We start from the raw sequence: 18,994 nt of genomic DNA, 5'->3' as shown, positions 1-18,994 counted from the left end.
AGCCTGCGATGCAGGAGGCGTGTAGCAGATTCACGACTACAACAGCAAACAACCGGCTCCACCACACCTGTTGGCGGGGAAATCGGTTGAATACGTGATGAGTACGGAACAGCTGCATGTTACATGTCAATCATAAGGGATGATGAGATCAAGACGTTTGCGTCGGTGTTGGCGTACGCGGTGTACCGGTCGCTTCCGGCATGTCTGGCGTATGCTGTAACGACTGAGTATCGCCGCCAACAATGAGACGCTTCAGATGCCAGCGGAACAATGTCATAACCCACAGATGCAGCTTCGCTTGTGTATATTTGTACAAAAACCATGGTAATGCAGGCAGATAATCATGAATCGCTATGACGCATTCTTGCGTACCCGGAATTTGTGAGAATTCCAGTCGCCCATGCTGACCGATACGGCGATCTTCCTGCACACGGGCGAAGCTACCGCCAGTAATATTGTAAATGGCGCTCTCCTCATTGCTATGCTCCGGCGCATAGGTCAGCTCCAGAATCGGCTGCTTTTTGGGCCATACATAGACGCGGTGCACACCTTCATGACATTCCGTACGAATAATCGGACCAGCCAGTTTGCCCAGCCATTGCATATAGTATTTGCCTGCCCAGTCGGCATTTTTGCCTTCAGGCAGCAATACACGTTGAATGGAGCGCACATCTGCCAGCTTTTCCTGCTTTTCCTTAGACGAAGAAGCTGAGTCCGAAGAGGATGTTTTCTTTTTCTCTTTTTTCTCCTCTTTGTGCTTTTGCTCCTCTTCCAGCGCTTCTTTGGCAGATTCTTCAAAGCCAATTTTGCCATCGCTGATGCCCGGAACCATTTTATCGGGATGCGCCACCATCGGATGCGCCAGACTTTCAACCAGCGGATAAACCATCTCACGCGGCATCTGAGTAACGAGTGTCACCCATAGTCGAGATAGATGAATACTAAGGAAGGGAAAGTCGATAAAATGGCGTTTTTTGCCCATGACAGCTGCCATTCGCTCCATCATTTCCTTATAAGTCATCACATCTGGACCACCGATATCGATGGAACGGTTGTACAGTTCTGTTTTACCAATACTCGCATTCAGAGCGTGCATCACATCGGGAAGCGCAACAGCATGAGTTTTGGTACGTGTCCATGACGGTAGTGTCATCACAGGCAAGCGCTCTACCAGACGTACCAGAATCGGGAATGACGAGCCTTGTGGTCCGACGATCAGACCAGCGCGAATCGTCGTTACTGGTACGCCGTACGAACCGAGCGTCTGCTGCACTTCCAGCCGACTACGCAGATGACGAGATAGCTTCTCACGCGGCTCATTTTCTGGCAAAATCCCGCTCAGATATACAATCTGCTTGATGCCCTTTTTACGGGCTGCACGGGCAAAATGATCGGCAAGAATAAAGTCCATATCTTCAAAATCCGCCTGCGTCAGCTTCGCAGTTGGCATCATCGAATGCACCAGATAGACAGCATAATCGGCGCCTTCCAGCGCTTCTTCCGCCATCGATAGTGAAAATAGATCCAGTGAACGCCATTCGACATGCTCACTATTTTCACGATCATCGCCGTTACGAGACAAGGCAATGACATCAAAATGCTCAGTCAACGTCTCCAACAGATTATGCCCGATATAGCCGCTGGCTCCAGTCAACGCAATCTTCGGTCGTCGCTGGGTAGTATCAGTCTGTTGTTCCGTAATAGGGGACGCATTTGATTCGGGTGTCGGGGAAATAGAATGATTGTTATCGTTCAACGGTATCACCTCAGTGTACAATTTGGATGAACAAGAATGAATTATATGAATATTCAGCAAAATAGAACGTCTGAAAGAATGAATATAGCTACAAAAAGAATAGAAAAGCTTCTGCTTTTACAATACCCTGTTTGCGGATGCTCTAACCCGGCAAGTTACTGCAACTACAACGATTGCATTAAAGCAAGCAAGCACATTATAGCGGATACAAAGTCGTAGTGAAATAGAACCGATATGACAATAAATGAATACGACATTGTTACTGATTTGAGATATGAGGGTAACTTCTTCATGATCGATCACGTCATATAATGGTACTCGCAGCCAACACTTGATCCAGTAGGGGGATCGGTTGGATAACAGAACAGGGAGGTCATTTCCATGAAAATCACGAATCTTATTTCACATACTCGCAAAGCAGCTATGATCGCTACCATTACAGGCGTAACCGCAGCCGGAGCATTGGGTGCTGCATCTACAGTACTACCAACTCAATCTGTACAGGCAGCATCCAATTCCAGCGCCAGCGAAGCCAGCTATCAGCGAAATCTGGCGATCAAGAATCTGAATAGCTTTTACAAGCCTGCGCTGAAAGGTCAATTTCCGGGCAATGTCCAAGAATTCGCCATCGGTAAAACAAAACGTGCCGATGTGATGAAACGCTTCAGCTCCGCAGATGTACCGCGTACCAGTGCAACCGGATTCGATGCGTATACAGCAACGATGGGCTCACCGGGCTATTCGTTCCGTTATACCAACGACGTGCTGAGTGAGATTCGCTATTTCGGCACAAATGTGGAGCGCCAGACGAATATCGGTGGCATTACGATGCAGTTGCTGCGCCAGCAATGGTATGCGCCAAGCTCCACCTCGACCATCACTACGGGCAAGCAAAAGCAAACCAAAGTCACTTACAACCGCGGCGATTACAAGCTTGAATTTATCTTCAACACCGGCACCGATCTGGATCATATCAATCTCGTGAAAAAATAAGTCTAGTGAAAAAGTAAGCTTACTGACATGAGATCATGACAAATCGTCGTGTGATACATGTGCCGATGGCATCGGTACGATATTCGATGGCACACGAAAAAGGCAAATCGTTATGCAGAATAGTCTCTGCAAACGATTTGCCTTTTCAGCTTTATATGCGGTGTATACGAACTTCGCTATTGCCAAATATCGCGATATCATTGCAAACTTTATCGCACCACGCACCACGCACCACGCACCACGCACCACGCACCACGCACGCTGTCTAATCCATCACTTGATGCCCAAGCGCATCCGGTAGCTGAACAGCACATTGATCATGCCACCGCGAAACACATCGTTTGCCATCGCCCGAAACACGTCAATCTCGGATTCCAGATAACGCGCAGCCGCTCCCAGCTTGAGCGCCGCTTGAATCCCACCCTGACTGAGCAAAATCCCCGTATATCGCTCTGCACTGCACGGTTCGGTATTATGGAATACAATCTCCCGTACAAATCGGAAATGCCCGCTATTGTGTAACGTTTGCAAATGTGTCGACTTGTCGCGCTTCACTGCACGCTGCTGCGGATCACCATGCTCGTCCAGTATCCGTTCCGCGAGATCGATCAGATGCTCATACTCCCGTTCCAACTGCCAGTTAAGGATCGGTGGCCAATCACAATCATACGCAGCGAAAATCCCGCCTTCCGCCAGCACGCGATGTATTTCTTGTAACGTACTGATCGGCTCCATCCAGTGAAACGATTGCGAACAGGTGACAATATCGGCACTGCCAGTCTGTACGGGCAGTTCATTGGAATACCCATGCTCAAATGAAATTTGTCGTCCTTCCGGCAGTAATGCTAGCTTTTGCCGCGCTTTGCCCAGCATATCGGCATTCGGCTCTACCCCGATCACCTGCCGTGCACGTCCTTCCCAAGCCAGTGTAGACAACCCTGTCCCACAACCGAACAGGTGACAATATCGGCACTGCCAGTCTGTACGGGCAGTTCATTGGAATACCCATGCTCAAATGAAATTTGTCGTCCTTCCGGCAGTAATGCTAGCTTTTGCCGCGCTTTGCCCAGCATATCGGCATTCGGCTCTACCCCGATCACCTGCCGTGCACGTCCTTCCCAAGCCAGTGTAGACAACCCTGTCCCACAACCGACATCGACGACTAGCTGTGGACGCTTTTGCAAATAATTACTGAGTAGATCGACTACGAGCGGCGGTGTATGCGGACGATTCTGATCATACACATCCTCAAACCCATTAAAGCGGTCGATATTGTTGATCTGATTATGTTCTGGAATATTCATAGGAGCCATTCCTTTCGGTTTGTTGGAATATTCTTGGTAGATTCATTTGTCCAAAGTATAGCATATTGTTTCCTGCATCTCGGCAACATATCCTGATCCTATGACAGGCGAAGCTTGCCCAGATACCCCAAAGCTTGATACGATTGCCCCAATAATGGCATTCATTCCAAGTAGAGAGGTGACTATGATGTCCAACGAACTATTACAAGCACTTCAACTGCTCAAGCAAAAGAAATGGGTCGATCTGACGCACACCTTTGGCCCAGAATCACCACACTTTGCTGCCTTTCCGCCCGCGCAATTCCAAACGTTGTTTGATCACAATGACGGCTTTTTCGCGCAGAACTTCAGCTTTGCTGGTCAATATGGTACACATCTGGATGCGCCGATCCACTTTGTACGGGACGCTCGCTATTTGGAGCAATTGGAGTTGAAGGAGCTGGTTTTGCCACTGGTCGTCATCGACAAATCGGCAGCAGTCACACACGATGCTGACTATATTCTCACCCCTGACGATGTGCTGGCATTTGAACAAGAGCACGGTACCATCGCAGAGGGGAGCTTTGTCGCGCTGCGTACCGATTGGAGCAAGCGCTGGCCGAGTCAGGAGCAATTTGAGAATAAGGATGAGCAGGGCAATAATCATGCGCCAGGCTGGTCGGTGGAGGCGCTGCAACTGTTATTCCAAGAGCGCGGCATCAAGGCGGTTGGGCATGAGACGTTTGATACGGACGCTGCGGTCGATTATACACGCAACGGTTCGCTACTTGCAGAATATTACGTATTGGATCAGGATACATACCAGGTGGAGCTGTTGACCAATCTGGATCAGGTGCCGCCAACAGGCGCGGTTATTTTCAATATTGTGCCCAAAGCAGCCCGTGCATCCGGCTTTCCGGTACGTTCCTTCGCGATTTTACCGTGAATGTAAGATTTTTCATTTTGGACAAAAGAAAAGCCAAAAAAAGTAAAATTGCGTCTTTTTCATGAACGAGGAGAAGGAGGAAGCGTTTACGAAAAGAACGTCTCGTCCCCTGTGCACAAAAGGCAGTCGGATTCATCACATTTTGGCTATTTTCCCGAAGCGCCTAAAAGTGATATGATTTAATGAAATCCAAAGGAATTCCTGTTAAGGAGACATAGCCATGAGTATCGAGATCAAAATAGAACAAACGACTACACCAAAAGAAAAACCAGCAACTGAAGGGTTAGTATTCGGAACCCAATTTACAGATCATATGTTCATTCTGGACTACGATCACGGACAAGGCTGGCATGACGCACGTATCGTGCCGTACCAGAACATCAGCCTTGACCCAGCAGCGAAAGTATTTCATTACGGTCAAACGATCTTTGAAGGTCTGAAAGCGTATCTGGCACCAGACGGTCGCATCCTGATGTTCCGTCCGAACAAAAACATCGAGCGTCTGAACCTGTCCAACGAGCGCCTGAGCATTCCAGAGATTGACCCGGAACTGGCACTGGAAGCGCTGCGTCAATTGATCCTGACTGACAAAGACTGGATTCCGCAGGGCGAAGGTACATCGCTGTATATACGTCCATTCGTCATTGCGACCGAAGCGACACTGGGCGTAGCCCCATCGCTCAAATACAAATTCATGATCATTCTGTCCCCGGTTGCCGCTTACTATGCAGAAGGCATCAACCCGGTCAAAATCTACGTCGAATCCAAATACGTACGTGCTGTTCCGGGCGGCGTAGGCATGGCGAAAACCGCCGGTAACTACGCAGCAGGTCTGAAAGCACAAGAAGGCGCTACAGAGCTGGGCTATTCTCAAGTGCTGTGGCTGGACGGCGTACACCGCAAATATATCGAAGAAGTCGGCAGCATGAACGTCTTCTTCAAAATCGATGGCACCGTGGTTACACCAGCACTGAACGGCAGTATCCTGAACGGTATCACTCGCGATTCGATCATCCAGCTGCTCAAGCACTGGGACATTCCGGTAGAAGAGCGCCTGCTGTCAATCGACGAGCTGGAAGAAGCACACAAAGCCGGTACACTGGAAGAAGCATTCGGTACAGGTACGGCAGCCGTTATCTCCCCGATGGGCGAGCTAAACTGGCAAGGCGAGAAAATGCTTATCAACGAAGGCAAAACGGGCGAACTGTCCGCCAAGCTGTATGAGACACTGACCGGTATCCAGAAGGGTGTAGAGGAAGATCCATTCGGCTGGGGCATTGAAGTGAAATAACGAAGTAAGCTGTCACATGAAAAAGTAAGCTGCGAAGCAAACAGTGCAGTAAGCAATTCATTCAGAGTCATCAAGTAATGACATCATATAGGAATGGAAACAACCAAGAGAGCAGCAGATTTCATGAATATCCATGAGATCTGCTGCTCTTTTTTGTGTAGCTATTGTGCGGATATAAAGAAGAATAGTGTGGGAATGAATAGTATAGAAGTTAACTTCGCTCGATTTTGTTCTGAAGGACTAGCGTTTGCAGCTCATTGGCTTTGATTGCTAGCCCCATATGGTATGCGTCACAGTCTTTGATTTTGCCTTCCATCATCAGAATATTCAGTTCCTGTGTCTTCTTGTTCAAATCAAGAATCAGCTGTTCAATATCCTGCACTAGTAGCGCATGACGATCATGTTGGATCGACCATGAAGATTGGGATGTGGTATCGTCTGTGCTTGAGGCAGTAGGGGAAGAAGCTGTCTGCTGGATCTTTACCTGATTCTCGGCAAGATCATAATAAGCAGCCGTACCTTCCTTGATTTTCACAATGCGAGGTTCACGGTCGGCAATGGTTCGTAGCGCACCGACGATGGAGCCTTCACTATAATTTTCCGGTAATTGTTCGAGGTATTTACGAACCACTGCAAAGCCGGATTTACCTTCTTTTTGTAAATAGCTAAGCACGTGATTACGTATACCCTCAGCATTGGAATTTTTCTGATTCATAACAGAACCCCCAGGAAGAAGTAAGATGATGCAAAACATTCGTTATTGATACTTTAACACAGTATTAATACTGTATCAACATAGTATTAATACTTAATATGAAGTGTATTAATACTAATATGAAGTATTAAGTTGGTATTATCAAAAGATTTTTCGCTATAAAAAATGCAATGATACCTTGCTGTTAAAGGGTTTATTACATGTGTCGCTGTATGAGTGTTTGTATAGAGTATCATAGTATTAGTTTTGATATTCTAGAGAATGCTTATTTTTAATACTTTTAGTATCAAAAATAAACTAAGCAAAAATATATGATACTCTGATCAGAAACCAATAGCAGTCGATCCTACCAAGCATAATGTATATCTTATACATTCAGATGTATGTACCAGAGCAAAATAGATTAATGATACTAGCTCCATTGCCTTTGAAAAAATGGGTTGAGAACGGTCGGCGTTTTTTAGCTGTATGCTTGTATGATTCGAGCTATAGCTGAACAGATATAAATAATAATTAATTATGGAATATTTACAAATAAATGTATTATAATCCGTGACTATCGCTATATAATGAATTGAACTTCATACTACAAAGGAGGGATTATTCATGAATTGGCGTGTCGTGTGTATGGCTTTGTGTATTGTTTGTCTGCTAGTATCGGATGTACCTGTTAGAACGGTGCATGCAGAGCAGGGAGATTACGAAAGAATCAATGTACCAAGCAACAGCCTGATCAGTGCACATAACACGTTGTCAGGCAGTACGCTCCAGATGGCTGTAGACGGTAATCTGAATACAGCATGGAATGCAGGACGTAACAGCGGTGTGATTAGCTTTGTCTTTAATCAGAATATCAAGATGAATGGTATCGAGATTGCAACGACTGCTTCTTCGACCAGCACATTCAGCTATCTGATCTACGGACTGAATGGTAACCATTGGGAAGAAATTGGACGTGCTTCGCGGACGGTAGAATATCGCGCAGACGGCAAAGCTACTATTTTAGAGCGAATCCCTGTTCTGGAAGGAACATACGGCGGGGTATTGATTTCCATGGATTCTAGCACCAAAGCATTTGTGTCGATCAACGAACTTGATCTCACCCAAGGAACAGAACCTACATTTGACAATGCTACGATCTCTCAATTGAGCGGCGGAGCATTTTTGACGTGGCAATATGATGGCTTCGCCAACCAGACCGTTATCTATTACGGTACGAAGTCTGGGGTGTACACAGACAAAGTCATTGCGCCATGGCGTGGCTATCTGGGAACGCGCGTATACAATCTGGTGAACGATCAGAAGTACTATTTCAAAATAGCCGCTAACATACAGGGAAAAGTCTATTATTCCAAAGAACTGTCGGTTGTACCCAAATCGAGTACAATTCCCAAAACATTGCCGGCAGGAACACGGGGAGGTGTCTGGCCGTATTACAGTGATCTGAATCTGACGCCGAATGATGCATTTGATGGAGACATTTATACGTCATGGTACTATACCAATCCTAATTATCCGCCGAATGACGATGGTTCGCTCTCTGTTTATTTCTACAGCAATCCCACCTATATAGACAGCATTCAAATCGTGACTCAGTATTCCCCTGTCGCGTTGGATCGATCTGGTGTACGGGAAGATGAATATACGATTACGTCCGGTTGGGATTGGAACACAGGAGATATTCAGATCGGTCAACTGAAGACAACGGTTCGCGATCCGGGCGGCGATGGTATCGTTTATCTGAAGACGATACCGGTTAAACCGGGTTATTATCAAAAATTCAAGATTCATGTGAAGACAACAGGCAGATATGTGAGTGTGAATGAGGTGATTATTCACGGAAAAGATCCCAATGCTTCTGTGACTGGCGATGTATATGGAAAGGAAGTCAGCGACGCGACGCAAGATGTGTATGCTACGAAGCAATAAGGGATGGTTGTGACAGAGGCTTGATGTAGAGTGATATTATGATATAGGTAGTAGATATCTGCTGATGCATTGAGAAGTATAGTTACGGTAAGTCTTATTTTCAAAAAACACAGGTCTGAACCTATCATCTATATAGTGGGTCCAGACCTGTGTTTCCTTTTCTATTTCTGATTAGGCGTGCAGTGTTAGGTGTCTTCATGAAAATTATGTACTATCTGTATAAACATTTGGTGTAAATATCATGGATCAATTGCGAGCGATCCTGCATCTGTGCTATAAATGATGTAGTCTCCCGTCAGGGCGGCTGTTGATGTTCGCAATTGGGTGATGGCGTATGCCATAACGGTTGAATAAAGCGCACTGCGCCAGACATGGCAGCGGTGATATTATAATGAGAAAAAGGAGCTGTCATCTACATATGTCTACTGAGATGAACACGCACGAAATTATCAATCTGATCAAAACAAGCAAAAAGAAAACCCCGGTTAAAGTTTACCTGAAAGGTCAACTGGACGGCATTTCCTTCCCGGAAGGCGTGCAAACCTTTATCACAGGCAACACTGGCGTCATCTTCGGTGACTGGGCTGACATTCAAGGCGTGCTGTCCGAGAATAGCGCACAGATCGAAGATCATGTGATCGAGAGCGATCGTCGTAATTCTGCGATTCCACTGCTGGATATGAAAAACATCAATGCTCGCATTGAGCCGGGCGCATTTATCCGCGAAATGGTATCGATTGGTGACAATGCGGTCATCATGATGGGCGCGGTTATCAACATCGGCGTTGTGATTGGTGAAGGCACGATGATCGATATGGGCGCTGTACTCGGCGGTCGCGTGCAAGTCGGCAAAATGTGTCACATTGGCGCAGGTACTGTACTAGCGGGCGTAATCGAGCCACCAAGTGCACAACCGGTTGTCGTGGAAGATGATGTGCTGATCGGTGCTAACGTTGTTGTACTGGAAGGCGTACGTATCGGTGAAGGTGCAGTCGTTGCTGCGGGTGCGGTTGTAACGCAAGACGTACCAGCATTCTCCGTTGTTGCAGGTACACCGGCACGCGTGATCAAACAAGTGGACGACAAAACCAAGTCCAAAACCGAAATTCTGCAAGATCTGCGTACCCTGTAACCCTGTAATTCATTGCTAATTTCATCATTGAGGTGATCGGGCGTTTTAGCTGCTGCATAAACGATACATCATCTCCATATACACGAAGGCTGTCATAGGAATCTGTGGCAGCCTTCTTATCTTATGTAAACGGAGTGAAGCTCATGACTAACAATCAACTGATCGACATCCGCCGTGATCTGCACCGCATTCCAGAGGCAGGATTTCAGGAGTTCAAAACGCAGCGCTATCTGCTGGACTATATCGCTTCATTGCCACAGGAACATCTTGAAGTGCGTACGTGGAAAACGGGCATTCTCGTCTATGTGCATGGCACCGCACCAACCCGGCGTTTCGGATATCGCGCTGATATGGATGGACTGCCGATTGTAGAAGACACTAGTTATGATTTTAAAAGTGAACATCCCGGCTACATGCACGCGTGCGGGCATGATCTGCATATGACGATTGGACTTGGTGTGCTGACCCAGTTTGTGCAGCAGCGGATGAAGGACGATCTCGTCATCTTGTTCCAACCAGCCGAAGAAGGACCGGGCGGTGCACAGCCCATGCTGGCAAGCGATGAACTGGCGGACTGGATGCCGGAGCAAATGGTCGGTTTGCATGTAGCACCGGAATATCCGGTCGGCACGATTGCGACGAGGCAAGGAATCTTGTTCGCCAACACGTCTGAGTTATTTATCGATCTGATCGGCACCGGCGGTCATGCAGCATATCCGCACCGTGCCAACGATATGGTAGTCGCAGGCTGCCAACTGGTCGGTCAATTGCAAAGCGTGATTGCCCGCAATGTGAATCCGCTTGATTCGGCGGTGATTACGATCGGCAAGATCGAGGGCGGTACAAAGCAAAATATTATTGCCGAACGCGCACGTCTGGAAGGCACGATTCGTACACTATCTGCCGAGACGATGACGCTAGTAAAATCTCGCATTCAAGCGCTAGTGGGGGGGATTGAAGCAGGTTTTGAATGTCGCGCCGAGATCGATTGGGGCGCCAATTATATGCAGGTGTATAATGAAGAACAATTGACCGCTGAGTTTATGCAATGGCTATCTGCGCGCAGCGATGTGCAGCTGGTGGAATGTACGGAAGCAATGACTGGCGAGGACTTTGGCTATTTTCTAAAAGACATTCCCGGCTTCATGTTCTGGCTCGGTGTAGATACGCCGTATGGACTGCATCATGCCAAGCTGGAGCCGAGCGAGGATGCGATTGAGATTGCAGTGCGCACGGTGACCGATTATCTACGCTGGAAATCGGATGCGGATACAGCTGTTCATCCAAACTGAACATAGCACTGGAAATATAGGTGATACGGGGGCAGGCGAGGATGGCAAGAACGAAGGCATTTGATACAAAAGCAGTACTGCATCGGGCAATGAAAGCTTTTGGCATTCTTGGCTACGAGGGAGCCACATTGCCAGACTTACTCAAAGAACTGGGCATTGCACGCCAAAGTTTGTATGACACGTACGGAACGAAGCGCGATTTGTTTATCGCGGCTGTTCAGATGTATATGGATAGCAAGGCAGAAGTGATGGAACGTCTGCTGGAAGAAACGGGAGAGGTGCTACCGCTACTGGAGCAATGTTTCACAGAAATAGTCGATACATTGCTGCATGCTGAGTTGTCGTACGAGTGCTTCATTATCGCTATTGCTGCCGAAGAAGCAGCGCGCGACGAGGAGCTGAGACAGTACGTGCAGCACAATCAGCAGCGAATTGAATATGTATTTCGTTCTTTACTAGAGCGTGCGGTCAAGCAGCAGGAGCTTGTAGCGAATGCAGATACTCAATCGCTCGCACAATTTCTGGCACATGAGCGTCTCGCACTGGTATTCGCAGCGCGAGCCGGTACGGACGAAGCTCGATTGCGCACCGTTGTCAAACTATCGCTGTCATTGGTAAGCAGCAGTAAACGCACAGACTTCAAGTAGATGGAAAAGGCAGGTAAGCCATAACGGCTTGCCTGCCTTTTTTTATACAGCTGCATAGTATCATTACCAAATGGACGTTTCGGCTGAGGTGCCAGCGATCGTCTGTTGTTGCACATATTTGTGCATTACATGCTGAAGAGAACGTGCAGGCTGACCGGTAACTAGCTGTACTGTATCTGTTACCTGATCTTCCGTACCATGTAGCCGAATAGAGGTGTCCATACCAGCAAGAGCGGCAGCATAGTCAGCATTCATACCAGCGGCGATCATATGCTGCTTCAATTTTTGTTCATCAATGGATTGATGCACGATCGTGCGTCCCCATGCGGCACCGATGATTGCGGCAGCTTCTGCATAATTCAACGATTGAGGTCCGGTAAGGATATAGCCGCGATTATCTGGAACTTTGTCGGTCAGCAGGCGCGTCGCTACAGCGGCAACATCGTCGGCATCGACAAAGCCTACTTTGCCATCTCCAGTCGCAGTGATAATGCTATTCTGAGTACGAATAGTTTCCGCATGAGCCACTTCAGTAAAATTCTGCATAAAATACGAAGGTTGCAGAACCGCCCATTCAGGCGCATGCTGATGTAGAAAGTAATGAACTTTGCCCATCAACGGTCCATTTTCCGCAATCGAAGCGCTAGATAGCAGTACAAAACGGCGAACTCCCGCTGCTATCGCTTGCTCAATAAATGGATTCATCACCTTCTCAGGCTGCATATCCATTGTAGGCGCGACAAGATAAACGGCTTGCACACCTTCTAATACAGCCGCATAACTACTCGCATCGTACCAGTCAAAATACATATCCTGCTGATTATTGGTCATATGCTGGCGGGGATGACGAACAGCACGTCGTACATCATTATGGCGGGCTTGCAATTGGGCGGCAATACGAAGGGAGGTTTTGCCGTTGCCCGCAGTCAATAGAATAGGGGAATGCATTGTTCTCATCCTTTCAGTAAGTGTATTTATTTGTTACGTTATCTGCAAAATGGCTGGGGTATGGATGCATGCATTCTAACATTTAAGAAGAAACGTCAATCGCCAGTGGGTTCCAGTAATCTTCATACCGGAGGATACGTCCATCCTTGACCTCAACAACCGAGATATAATGCTGATCGTACACATGTCCACTTTGCAGCAATTGTCCACGTCCGTGAAATTGTGCAATGAAGATATGGGGATTGAGGGTCTGATGAATCAGCGGCTGCGACATGTGCTGCATAGAGATGATCGTGTCAAAATAAAGCATATGCTGAGCAAGTGCTTGTTTTCCTTCTAGTCTAGGATTGTCCAAGGTATGTGCATACGGAAACTCAAAAATCACGTCTTCATCAAACAAATCCAGCCATGCCTGACGCTGCTGCTCCAATAAAAGAGAACAAAAGCGATTCATGAGTTGAGCAGCCTGTTCCGCTCGTTCATGCAAAATGGTTATAGAGGAAGAGGCAGGGGAAAACGAATTGGAATTCATCGAACAAACCTCACTTTCAAAAATAGTGAAAACGGACGCATAGTAAGCACAGTTTCTCAACACCAACATGTCGTTCTAGCTTCTATTTTGCTGAAATATAAAAGTATAATGCAGGCTCTGCAGAGCTTATGTATATCAATATAAATATTCCGGACTAAATAGTCAATAATAAATAGACTATTTAGTCCGGAATATTTTGTATGTATATTCTAAAATAATATTCAATATTCATAAGCTCCACTGCATGTTCATGTAACAACTGCTTTTTTGCGTTAATCAAGTAGTGAAATGAATAGTCAAAGGATGTCAAAAAAGCTTTGACTTGCTTGAAGGCGGGGCTTAAAATACTCATTTGGCGGGTAAGGATGGACATACATGCATTTGAGCCTGTTTTGGATAAGTTTTAACGAAAATGCTACATTTTGCGACGAAATAGCAAGTCTACAAGCAGAATTGTGTGGATACCAGCGATTATACATAGAGTGCATAAAAGCTGAATGGATTACAGAGTCGCTTGGACGATAAAGCCGTTTTCCATGATGATCTCTATGCAATTTTATATAACGATAACGAACACAAGTCGTACTTCCACAACGTAAAGTCAGTATAGAAGGAGCTTTGCCCATGAAAAAACGTGTTTACGATATGATCCTGATTACCGTTGGTGCTTTTTTGTTTGCGCTGGCAGTCAATCTGTTCATTATTCCCAACAATCTCGGTGAGGGCGGCGTTACCGGGGTTACGATTATTTTGTACTATCTGTTTCAATGGTCGCCCGGTTTGGTCAACCTTGTCATTAACTCATTTTTGATCCTGATCGGCTACAAGTTTCTCGACAAAACGAGCATTATTTATACTATTATTGCCGTCGCGCTCAACTCGCTGTTCCTGCATCTGACCGAGGGCTGGAGAATTGATTCCAACGAGATTGTCGTCAATGCTGTATTCGCGGGGATTCTGGTCGGTGTTGGGTTGGGATTGATTATCCGTGCAGGCGGAACGACAGCCGGTACAGCGATTTTGGCACGGATTACGCATAAATATCTGGATTGGAATATCAGCTACGGATTACTGTTTTTCGACCTGATCGTTGCCTTCTCGTCACTGTTCATCATCGGCGCCGAGCGTTTGATGCTGACTATTATCGCGCTCTATATCGGTACGAAGGTAATGGATTTTATCATCGAAGGTCTCAATCCGAAAAAGGCAGTTACGATCATCTCGTCTCATCAGGATGCCATTGCCGAAAAAGTCATTACTGTCATGGATCGCGGCGTTACCGTATTGTCCGGTCACGGCTACTACACCAAAACACCAAAAGAAGTACTGTACATCGTCATCAGCAAACAAGAAGTATCGGTACTGAAAAAGATCGTACGCAACGAGGACCCGAACGCTTTTATCACCATCCACGATGTACGCGACGTATTCGGCGAAGGATTTTTGGAATTGTCCAAGTAAGAAGGATCGCGCATTTGATATAACATTTCCATATACCAAAGAGGTACAACCTGTATGCAGGCTGTACCTCTTTTTAATTACGATTTACTCATGCAGTTTGAAATGATCGATCTCCTTCTGCAAATCCTCAGCCAGCTTCGCCAGTGATTGTGCAGACGCGCTGATCTCTTCCATGGAAGCCAATTGCTCCTCCGCCGAAGCAGCGATGTCATGCATATTCCCAGCATTTTGCGCCGAAATCTCACTCACTTCGCCTACCGAACGGGCAACCTCACTTGCGTTGCTATTCACTTCACGCACGAGCGTATTCATATCTTCCAGACTCGTTGCAATCTGATGCGCATTGGCTTTCAACTGCTGGAACTGATCTGCCGACTGCTGCACGCCCTGCAATCCATCCTCGACCGAATGATGAATCTGCTCAAAGGTTGCCAGCGAGTCGTTGATCTCTCCGATAATATCTTGCAACAGCTTCTCGATATGACCGGAAGATTCGTGCGATTGCTCTGCCAACTTTTTCACCTCACCAGCAACGACGCTGAAGCCTTTACCAGCTTCGCCTGCGCGCGCCGCCTCAATCGCCGCATTCAAGGACAACAGATTGGTTTGCTGCGCAATGTTATTGATCGTTTTCAGAATATCGCCAATTTGCGTTGATTTGTGCGACAGCCCGTTGATGACCCGATACGCATCGTTGACCGACTGGTCGATCTGCTGCATCTGCCCAACCGTTGTGCGCACAAGGCGATCGCCCGTATCCGCCATTTCGTTGGACGTACCCGACAATTGCAGCAGTGATTGAGAATGTTGTTGTACTTCATCCAGCCAACCGGATACCTGATTCAGTTGTCCAGCACTTTGCCCGATATGAGCGTTCTGGCGATCGCTACCATTGGAAAATTGTTCAATTGCACTCGTAATTTGCTCGGTTGCCTTACTCGTTTGCTCTGAACTGGCAGTCAATTGCTCGGAAGAGGAGACGACATCGCTGACCGTATCCTGAAGCGAGCCGACCAGCGTACCGAGCGATTGATTCATTTCATTAAAAGCAGTGGATAGATGTCCCAGCTCATCCTTGCTTTTATCCTGTACAGATTTTGTTAGATCGCCTTGACTGATCGCATGCGCAACCGTGACAATACGATTCATCCGGCGGCTAATAGAACGCGTGATCAGCCAGACTACGATACCGCCAATAACTAGAGCAATTATTAAGACGATGACTGTCTGGATTAGCAGTGGGCGGACTTTGGAATCAATCTCGGATTGATAGAAGTTACCGACTAACTTCCAGCCAGTCAAAGCGCTTGTTGTATAACTAAGCTGCTCAGCTTGTCCATTGTTGGTGTAACTGAATGTATCCGTTGGCTTATTATCTGCGATAATTTGTTTGGATAAATCATCGGTTTCGCCAGCTTTGATTGTCGGATGTGAGATATACGTACCGTCCGAAGCGACGATAAAGGCATATCCATTTTCGCCAATTTTGATATTGGACGCAATCTCGATAAGCGAAGCCAGATTAATATCCAGACCGACTACACCGCTGCCATCGTCAGTACGTTTGGCAACTGTTACCGTCATCGCCTGCGTAGAGGAGGACAGATAGGGCGGCGTTACGATTGTTTTGCCCGGATTGGCTTCTGCTTCTTGATACCATGGACGCTTGCGTGGATCGTAATCCGCTGCGGTTGGTCGATCTGATGAAGTGTAGAATGCGCCAGTCGTTGTACCGACATACAATCCTTCCACCTTGGTCATCGTCTGATCATAAATACGCAATTCCTCAATCAAAGCATTTCCGTTTGCATAGCTGGTCTGTGTGATCTCACCAGCAAAATAGTCAACCGCATCGATATTTTGCTGCATATCGTTATCGACGATGGCACTGAGTGTCTGTGTATTCAGAGCAGTACTGGAGATCAGTTCGCTGCTGAGCGAGCGTTGGGCGACATAATACGATGCCAGACTGGATACAGTCAGCGCTGCAATCAGCACCAGACCGAACGACAGCATCAGCTTGCGACCTAGAGATTGTTTAGTAAAAAAGGATTTCATGATATCACCCCATCGAGTAGTATCGTTCCGGTTGCGTCCACACCCGATAGCAGTCCAAATAAGCAATCATTGTTTTGCGTTTCTCCGGCAAAGCGCTAAAGTCGATGAATACATTTCTTTGTTTATATATTCATCGAAGGCTTTCCGTATTTGGTACTGACAGCTTCCCCCACGGCTGCACCCGCAAAATTCCATATTTATCCCGTATCGCTGGCGTTTCCGCAGTCAACCTTCACCTTTTTATTATCGGCAAAACAGCTTAATTCCTGTAGGTTTCCATTCGTATCAATTTCAAGTTAAAGGAAGCGTATACAAAAGAAGGACAGGACGAATAAGCCTGCAACGCAAATTGCACCTTGCCGCCAGCATACCCGACATTCGGATAACGAACAGCAAAGTGCAGTAAAAAAGTCATTACAATGAAGTGCATGAGATGAAACAGCAGAATTGTAAATCATGATGCATTTTACATGATTGCTATATCCATTTACAATCGTAGTCTCACAAATGGAAGCAATCGATTGGTCTTACTTTTCAACTACAGTATTTATTTATCAATCTACATAGCTAGTTTGCGAATAAATGTTTCCAGTCGATCTAGCGCTTGCTCCAGCACTGGTAACGCATACGCGTACGATAACCGAATATACCCTTCTCCATACACCGAAAACGCATCTCCCGGTACGACGGCTACTTTTTCTTCTTCCAGCAGTCGCATTGCAAATTCCATCGACGATAGATTCAGATGCGCAATAGAAGGGAACAGGTAAAAGGCACCTTCCGGCTTGTCCAGCTCCAATCCCATCTGCACCAGCCGATCATATACATAATCTCGGCGCTGACGATAGGCGTCACGCATCGGTAGTGCATCATCTATACCGTTAGTCAACGCTTCAAGCGCGGCAAACTGACTGATCGAACTGGCACACGATACATTGTATTGATGTACCTTCAGCATATGCGCTGACAACCAAGCCGGTGCAAAGGTAAAACCAATGCGCCAACCAGTCATCGCATGCGATTTGGACAACCCATTAATGACAATCGTCTTCTCACGCATCCCCGGCAGTAGAGAGATCGAGCGATGCGGTTCATCATAGATCAGCTCACTATAAATCTCATCCGAAATAATGAAAATCTCCCGTTCACGCAGCAAATCGGCAATGCTAGTTAACTCCTGCTCTCCCAGCACACGCCCCGTTGGATTGGACGGATACCCCAAGGCGATCGCTTTCGTACGCGGCGACAGATGCGGCTCCAGCAATTCCGCCGTCAATTGAAAACCGGTACTGCGCGTATCCACATAGATCGGCACACCGCCAGCTAACCGGATGAGTGGCTCATACCCCGGATAGATCGGTCCCGGTAAAATAACCTCATCCCCCGGCGATACAATCGTACGCAGTGCTACATCCAACGCCTGACTTGCTCCAACGGTCACGATGACCTCGGTATCCATATCGTAATGCTGCCCATATTTCATTTTTACAAAATTCGCTGCCGCCCGGCGTAGCGCAGGAATACCCGCATTAGGTGTATAGACCGTTTTTCCCTGACGCATCGCTTGATCCGCAGCAATAACAATATGCTCCGGTGTCGGAAAATCCGGCTGTCCCAGTGTCAACGCCAACGCATCTGGATAACGCGCCGCAGCAGTAGCAATTTTGCGAATACCGCTAATTTGAATATCGTGAATCGGTGCATGAATTAAATGTTCCATGGAAGATACTCCTTTATAACGTTATATATAGATATCATGTGATGAAGACATAACTTTATATGTGATACAGACCGCATCTGATGATGTACATATCATTCTATGATGCAGATTCAGTCTTAGCATACAAATATACTCTTATATAGAAGAACGTATTAATAGAAGAAACAGAAGAAACGTTTTATCGCAATTAGGCAACCGTTGCTGCATTGCATAGGAATATTAGTATATCAGATCCATTTCTTCCTCATCGTATTCTTCTACTATTGTACCGTTTATTCCCTGTGACTGCTG

The 18,994-nt window shown here is 46.7% G+C and carries 16 protein-coding genes; 8 read left to right on the top strand and 8 right to left on the bottom strand.

The window, feature by feature from the left end:
• Positions 1-148 precede the first annotated feature (148 nt).
• Positions 149-1,702 carry an NAD(P)H-binding protein gene (locus ACDE64_RS22590; protein WP_411350376.1) on the bottom strand — a complete coding sequence of 518 codons (1,554 nt, stop codon included), beginning with the start codon at positions 1,700-1,702 and terminating at the stop codon, positions 149-151.
• 435 nt (positions 1,703-2,137) lie between these two features.
• Here ACDE64_RS22590 and ACDE64_RS22585 point away from each other — a divergent pair, with 435 nt between their 5' ends.
• Positions 2,138-2,749 (top strand): YjgB family protein, encoded by a 612-nt coding sequence (locus ACDE64_RS22585; protein ID WP_411348387.1) that lies wholly within the window; start codon positions 2,138-2,140, stop codon positions 2,747-2,749.
• A 273-nt stretch (positions 2,750-3,022) separates the two neighbouring features.
• Here the strand turns inward: ACDE64_RS22585 and ACDE64_RS22580 are convergent, their stop codons facing one another.
• Together ACDE64_RS22580 and ACDE64_RS22575 are read right to left on the bottom strand one after the other, a co-directional pair.
• Positions 3,023-3,685: a class I SAM-dependent methyltransferase gene (locus tag ACDE64_RS22580; RefSeq protein ID WP_411348386.1), complete on the bottom strand. Its 663-nt coding sequence runs from the start codon at positions 3,683-3,685 to the stop codon at positions 3,023-3,025.
• The gene (locus tag ACDE64_RS22575) at positions 3,646-4,053 is read right to left on the bottom strand and encodes a class I SAM-dependent methyltransferase (protein ID WP_411348385.1); all 408 of its coding nucleotides are present in this window, start codon (positions 4,051-4,053) and stop codon (positions 3,646-3,648) included. Before ACDE64_RS22575 ends, ACDE64_RS22580 begins: the two co-directional genes overlap by 40 nt.
• A 187-nt stretch (positions 4,054-4,240) precedes the next feature.
• Between ACDE64_RS22575 and ACDE64_RS22570 the strand changes: the two genes are divergently transcribed.
• Complete coding sequence (locus tag ACDE64_RS22570) at positions 4,241-4,978, top strand: cyclase family protein (protein ID WP_411350375.1); 738 nt, start codon at positions 4,241-4,243, stop codon at positions 4,976-4,978.
• Between the two features lie 220 nt (positions 4,979-5,198).
• On the top strand, positions 5,199-6,269 hold the full coding sequence (locus ACDE64_RS22565) for a branched-chain amino acid aminotransferase (RefSeq protein WP_411348384.1): 1,071 nt from the start codon (positions 5,199-5,201) through the stop codon (positions 6,267-6,269).
• A 211-nt stretch (positions 6,270-6,480) separates the two neighbouring features.
• Here the strand turns inward: ACDE64_RS22565 and ACDE64_RS22560 are convergent, their stop codons facing one another.
• Positions 6,481-6,984 (bottom strand): hypothetical protein, encoded by a 504-nt coding sequence (locus tag ACDE64_RS22560; RefSeq protein ID WP_411348383.1) that lies wholly within the window; start codon positions 6,982-6,984, stop codon positions 6,481-6,483.
• 606 nt (positions 6,985-7,590) lie between these two features.
• Between ACDE64_RS22560 and ACDE64_RS22555 the strand changes: the two genes are divergently transcribed.
• From ACDE64_RS22555 to ACDE64_RS22540, 4 genes are all read left to right on the top strand, one after another.
• The gene (locus ACDE64_RS22555; RefSeq protein ID WP_411348382.1) at positions 7,591-8,913 is read left to right on the top strand and encodes a hypothetical protein; all 1,323 of its coding nucleotides are present in this window, start codon (positions 7,591-7,593) and stop codon (positions 8,911-8,913) included.
• A 418-nt stretch (positions 8,914-9,331) separates the two neighbouring features.
• A complete protein-coding gene (gene dapD / locus ACDE64_RS22550; protein ID WP_411344293.1) occupies positions 9,332-10,045 on the top strand; it encodes a 2,3,4,5-tetrahydropyridine-2,6-dicarboxylate N-acetyltransferase in 714 nt (237 codons plus the stop codon).
• Positions 10,046-10,188: 143 nt separating this feature from the next.
• Positions 10,189-11,337 (top strand): N-acetyldiaminopimelate deacetylase, encoded by a 1,149-nt coding sequence (locus ACDE64_RS22545; RefSeq protein ID WP_411348381.1) that lies wholly within the window; start codon positions 10,189-10,191, stop codon positions 11,335-11,337.
• 41 nt (positions 11,338-11,378) lie between these two features.
• Positions 11,379-11,984, top strand: coding sequence for a TetR/AcrR family transcriptional regulator (locus ACDE64_RS22540; RefSeq protein ID WP_411348380.1), 606 nt, complete (start codon positions 11,379-11,381; stop codon positions 11,982-11,984).
• A 63-nt stretch (positions 11,985-12,047) separates the two neighbouring features.
• On the opposite strand, the gene ACDE64_RS22535 is transcribed toward ACDE64_RS22540, so the two are convergent.
• A complete protein-coding gene (locus ACDE64_RS22535) occupies positions 12,048-12,932 on the bottom strand; it encodes an NAD(P)H-binding protein (RefSeq protein WP_411348379.1) in 885 nt (294 codons plus the stop codon).
• An 82-nt stretch (positions 12,933-13,014) separates the two neighbouring features.
• A complete protein-coding gene (locus ACDE64_RS22530; RefSeq protein WP_411344289.1) occupies positions 13,015-13,464 on the bottom strand; it encodes a nuclear transport factor 2 family protein in 450 nt (149 codons plus the stop codon).
• Between the two features lie 624 nt (positions 13,465-14,088).
• On the opposite strand from ACDE64_RS22530, the gene ACDE64_RS22525 reads away from it, so the two are divergent.
• Complete coding sequence (locus tag ACDE64_RS22525) at positions 14,089-14,925, top strand: YitT family protein (RefSeq protein WP_411344288.1); 837 nt, start codon at positions 14,089-14,091, stop codon at positions 14,923-14,925.
• A gap of 84 nt (positions 14,926-15,009) precedes the next feature.
• On the opposite strand, the gene ACDE64_RS22520 is transcribed toward ACDE64_RS22525, so the two are convergent.
• Together ACDE64_RS22520 and ACDE64_RS22515 are read right to left on the bottom strand one after the other, a co-directional pair.
• Positions 15,010-16,983 carry a methyl-accepting chemotaxis protein gene (locus ACDE64_RS22520; protein ID WP_411348378.1) on the bottom strand — a complete coding sequence of 658 codons (1,974 nt, stop codon included), beginning with the start codon at positions 16,981-16,983 and terminating at the stop codon, positions 15,010-15,012.
• A gap of 559 nt (positions 16,984-17,542) precedes the next feature.
• Positions 17,543-18,703, bottom strand: a complete 1,161-nt coding sequence (locus tag ACDE64_RS22515) for an aminotransferase A (RefSeq protein ID WP_411348377.1) — start codon at positions 18,701-18,703, stop codon at positions 17,543-17,545.
• Positions 18,704-18,994: the final 291 nt, after the last annotated feature.

It is taken from the genome of Paenibacillus sp. WLX2291 (assembly GCF_046603665.1).
In the GTDB taxonomy this organism is placed as follows: domain Bacteria; phylum Bacillota; class Bacilli; order Paenibacillales; family Paenibacillaceae; genus Saccharibacillus.
This window is presented reverse-complemented; position numbering and strand designations above follow the sequence as displayed.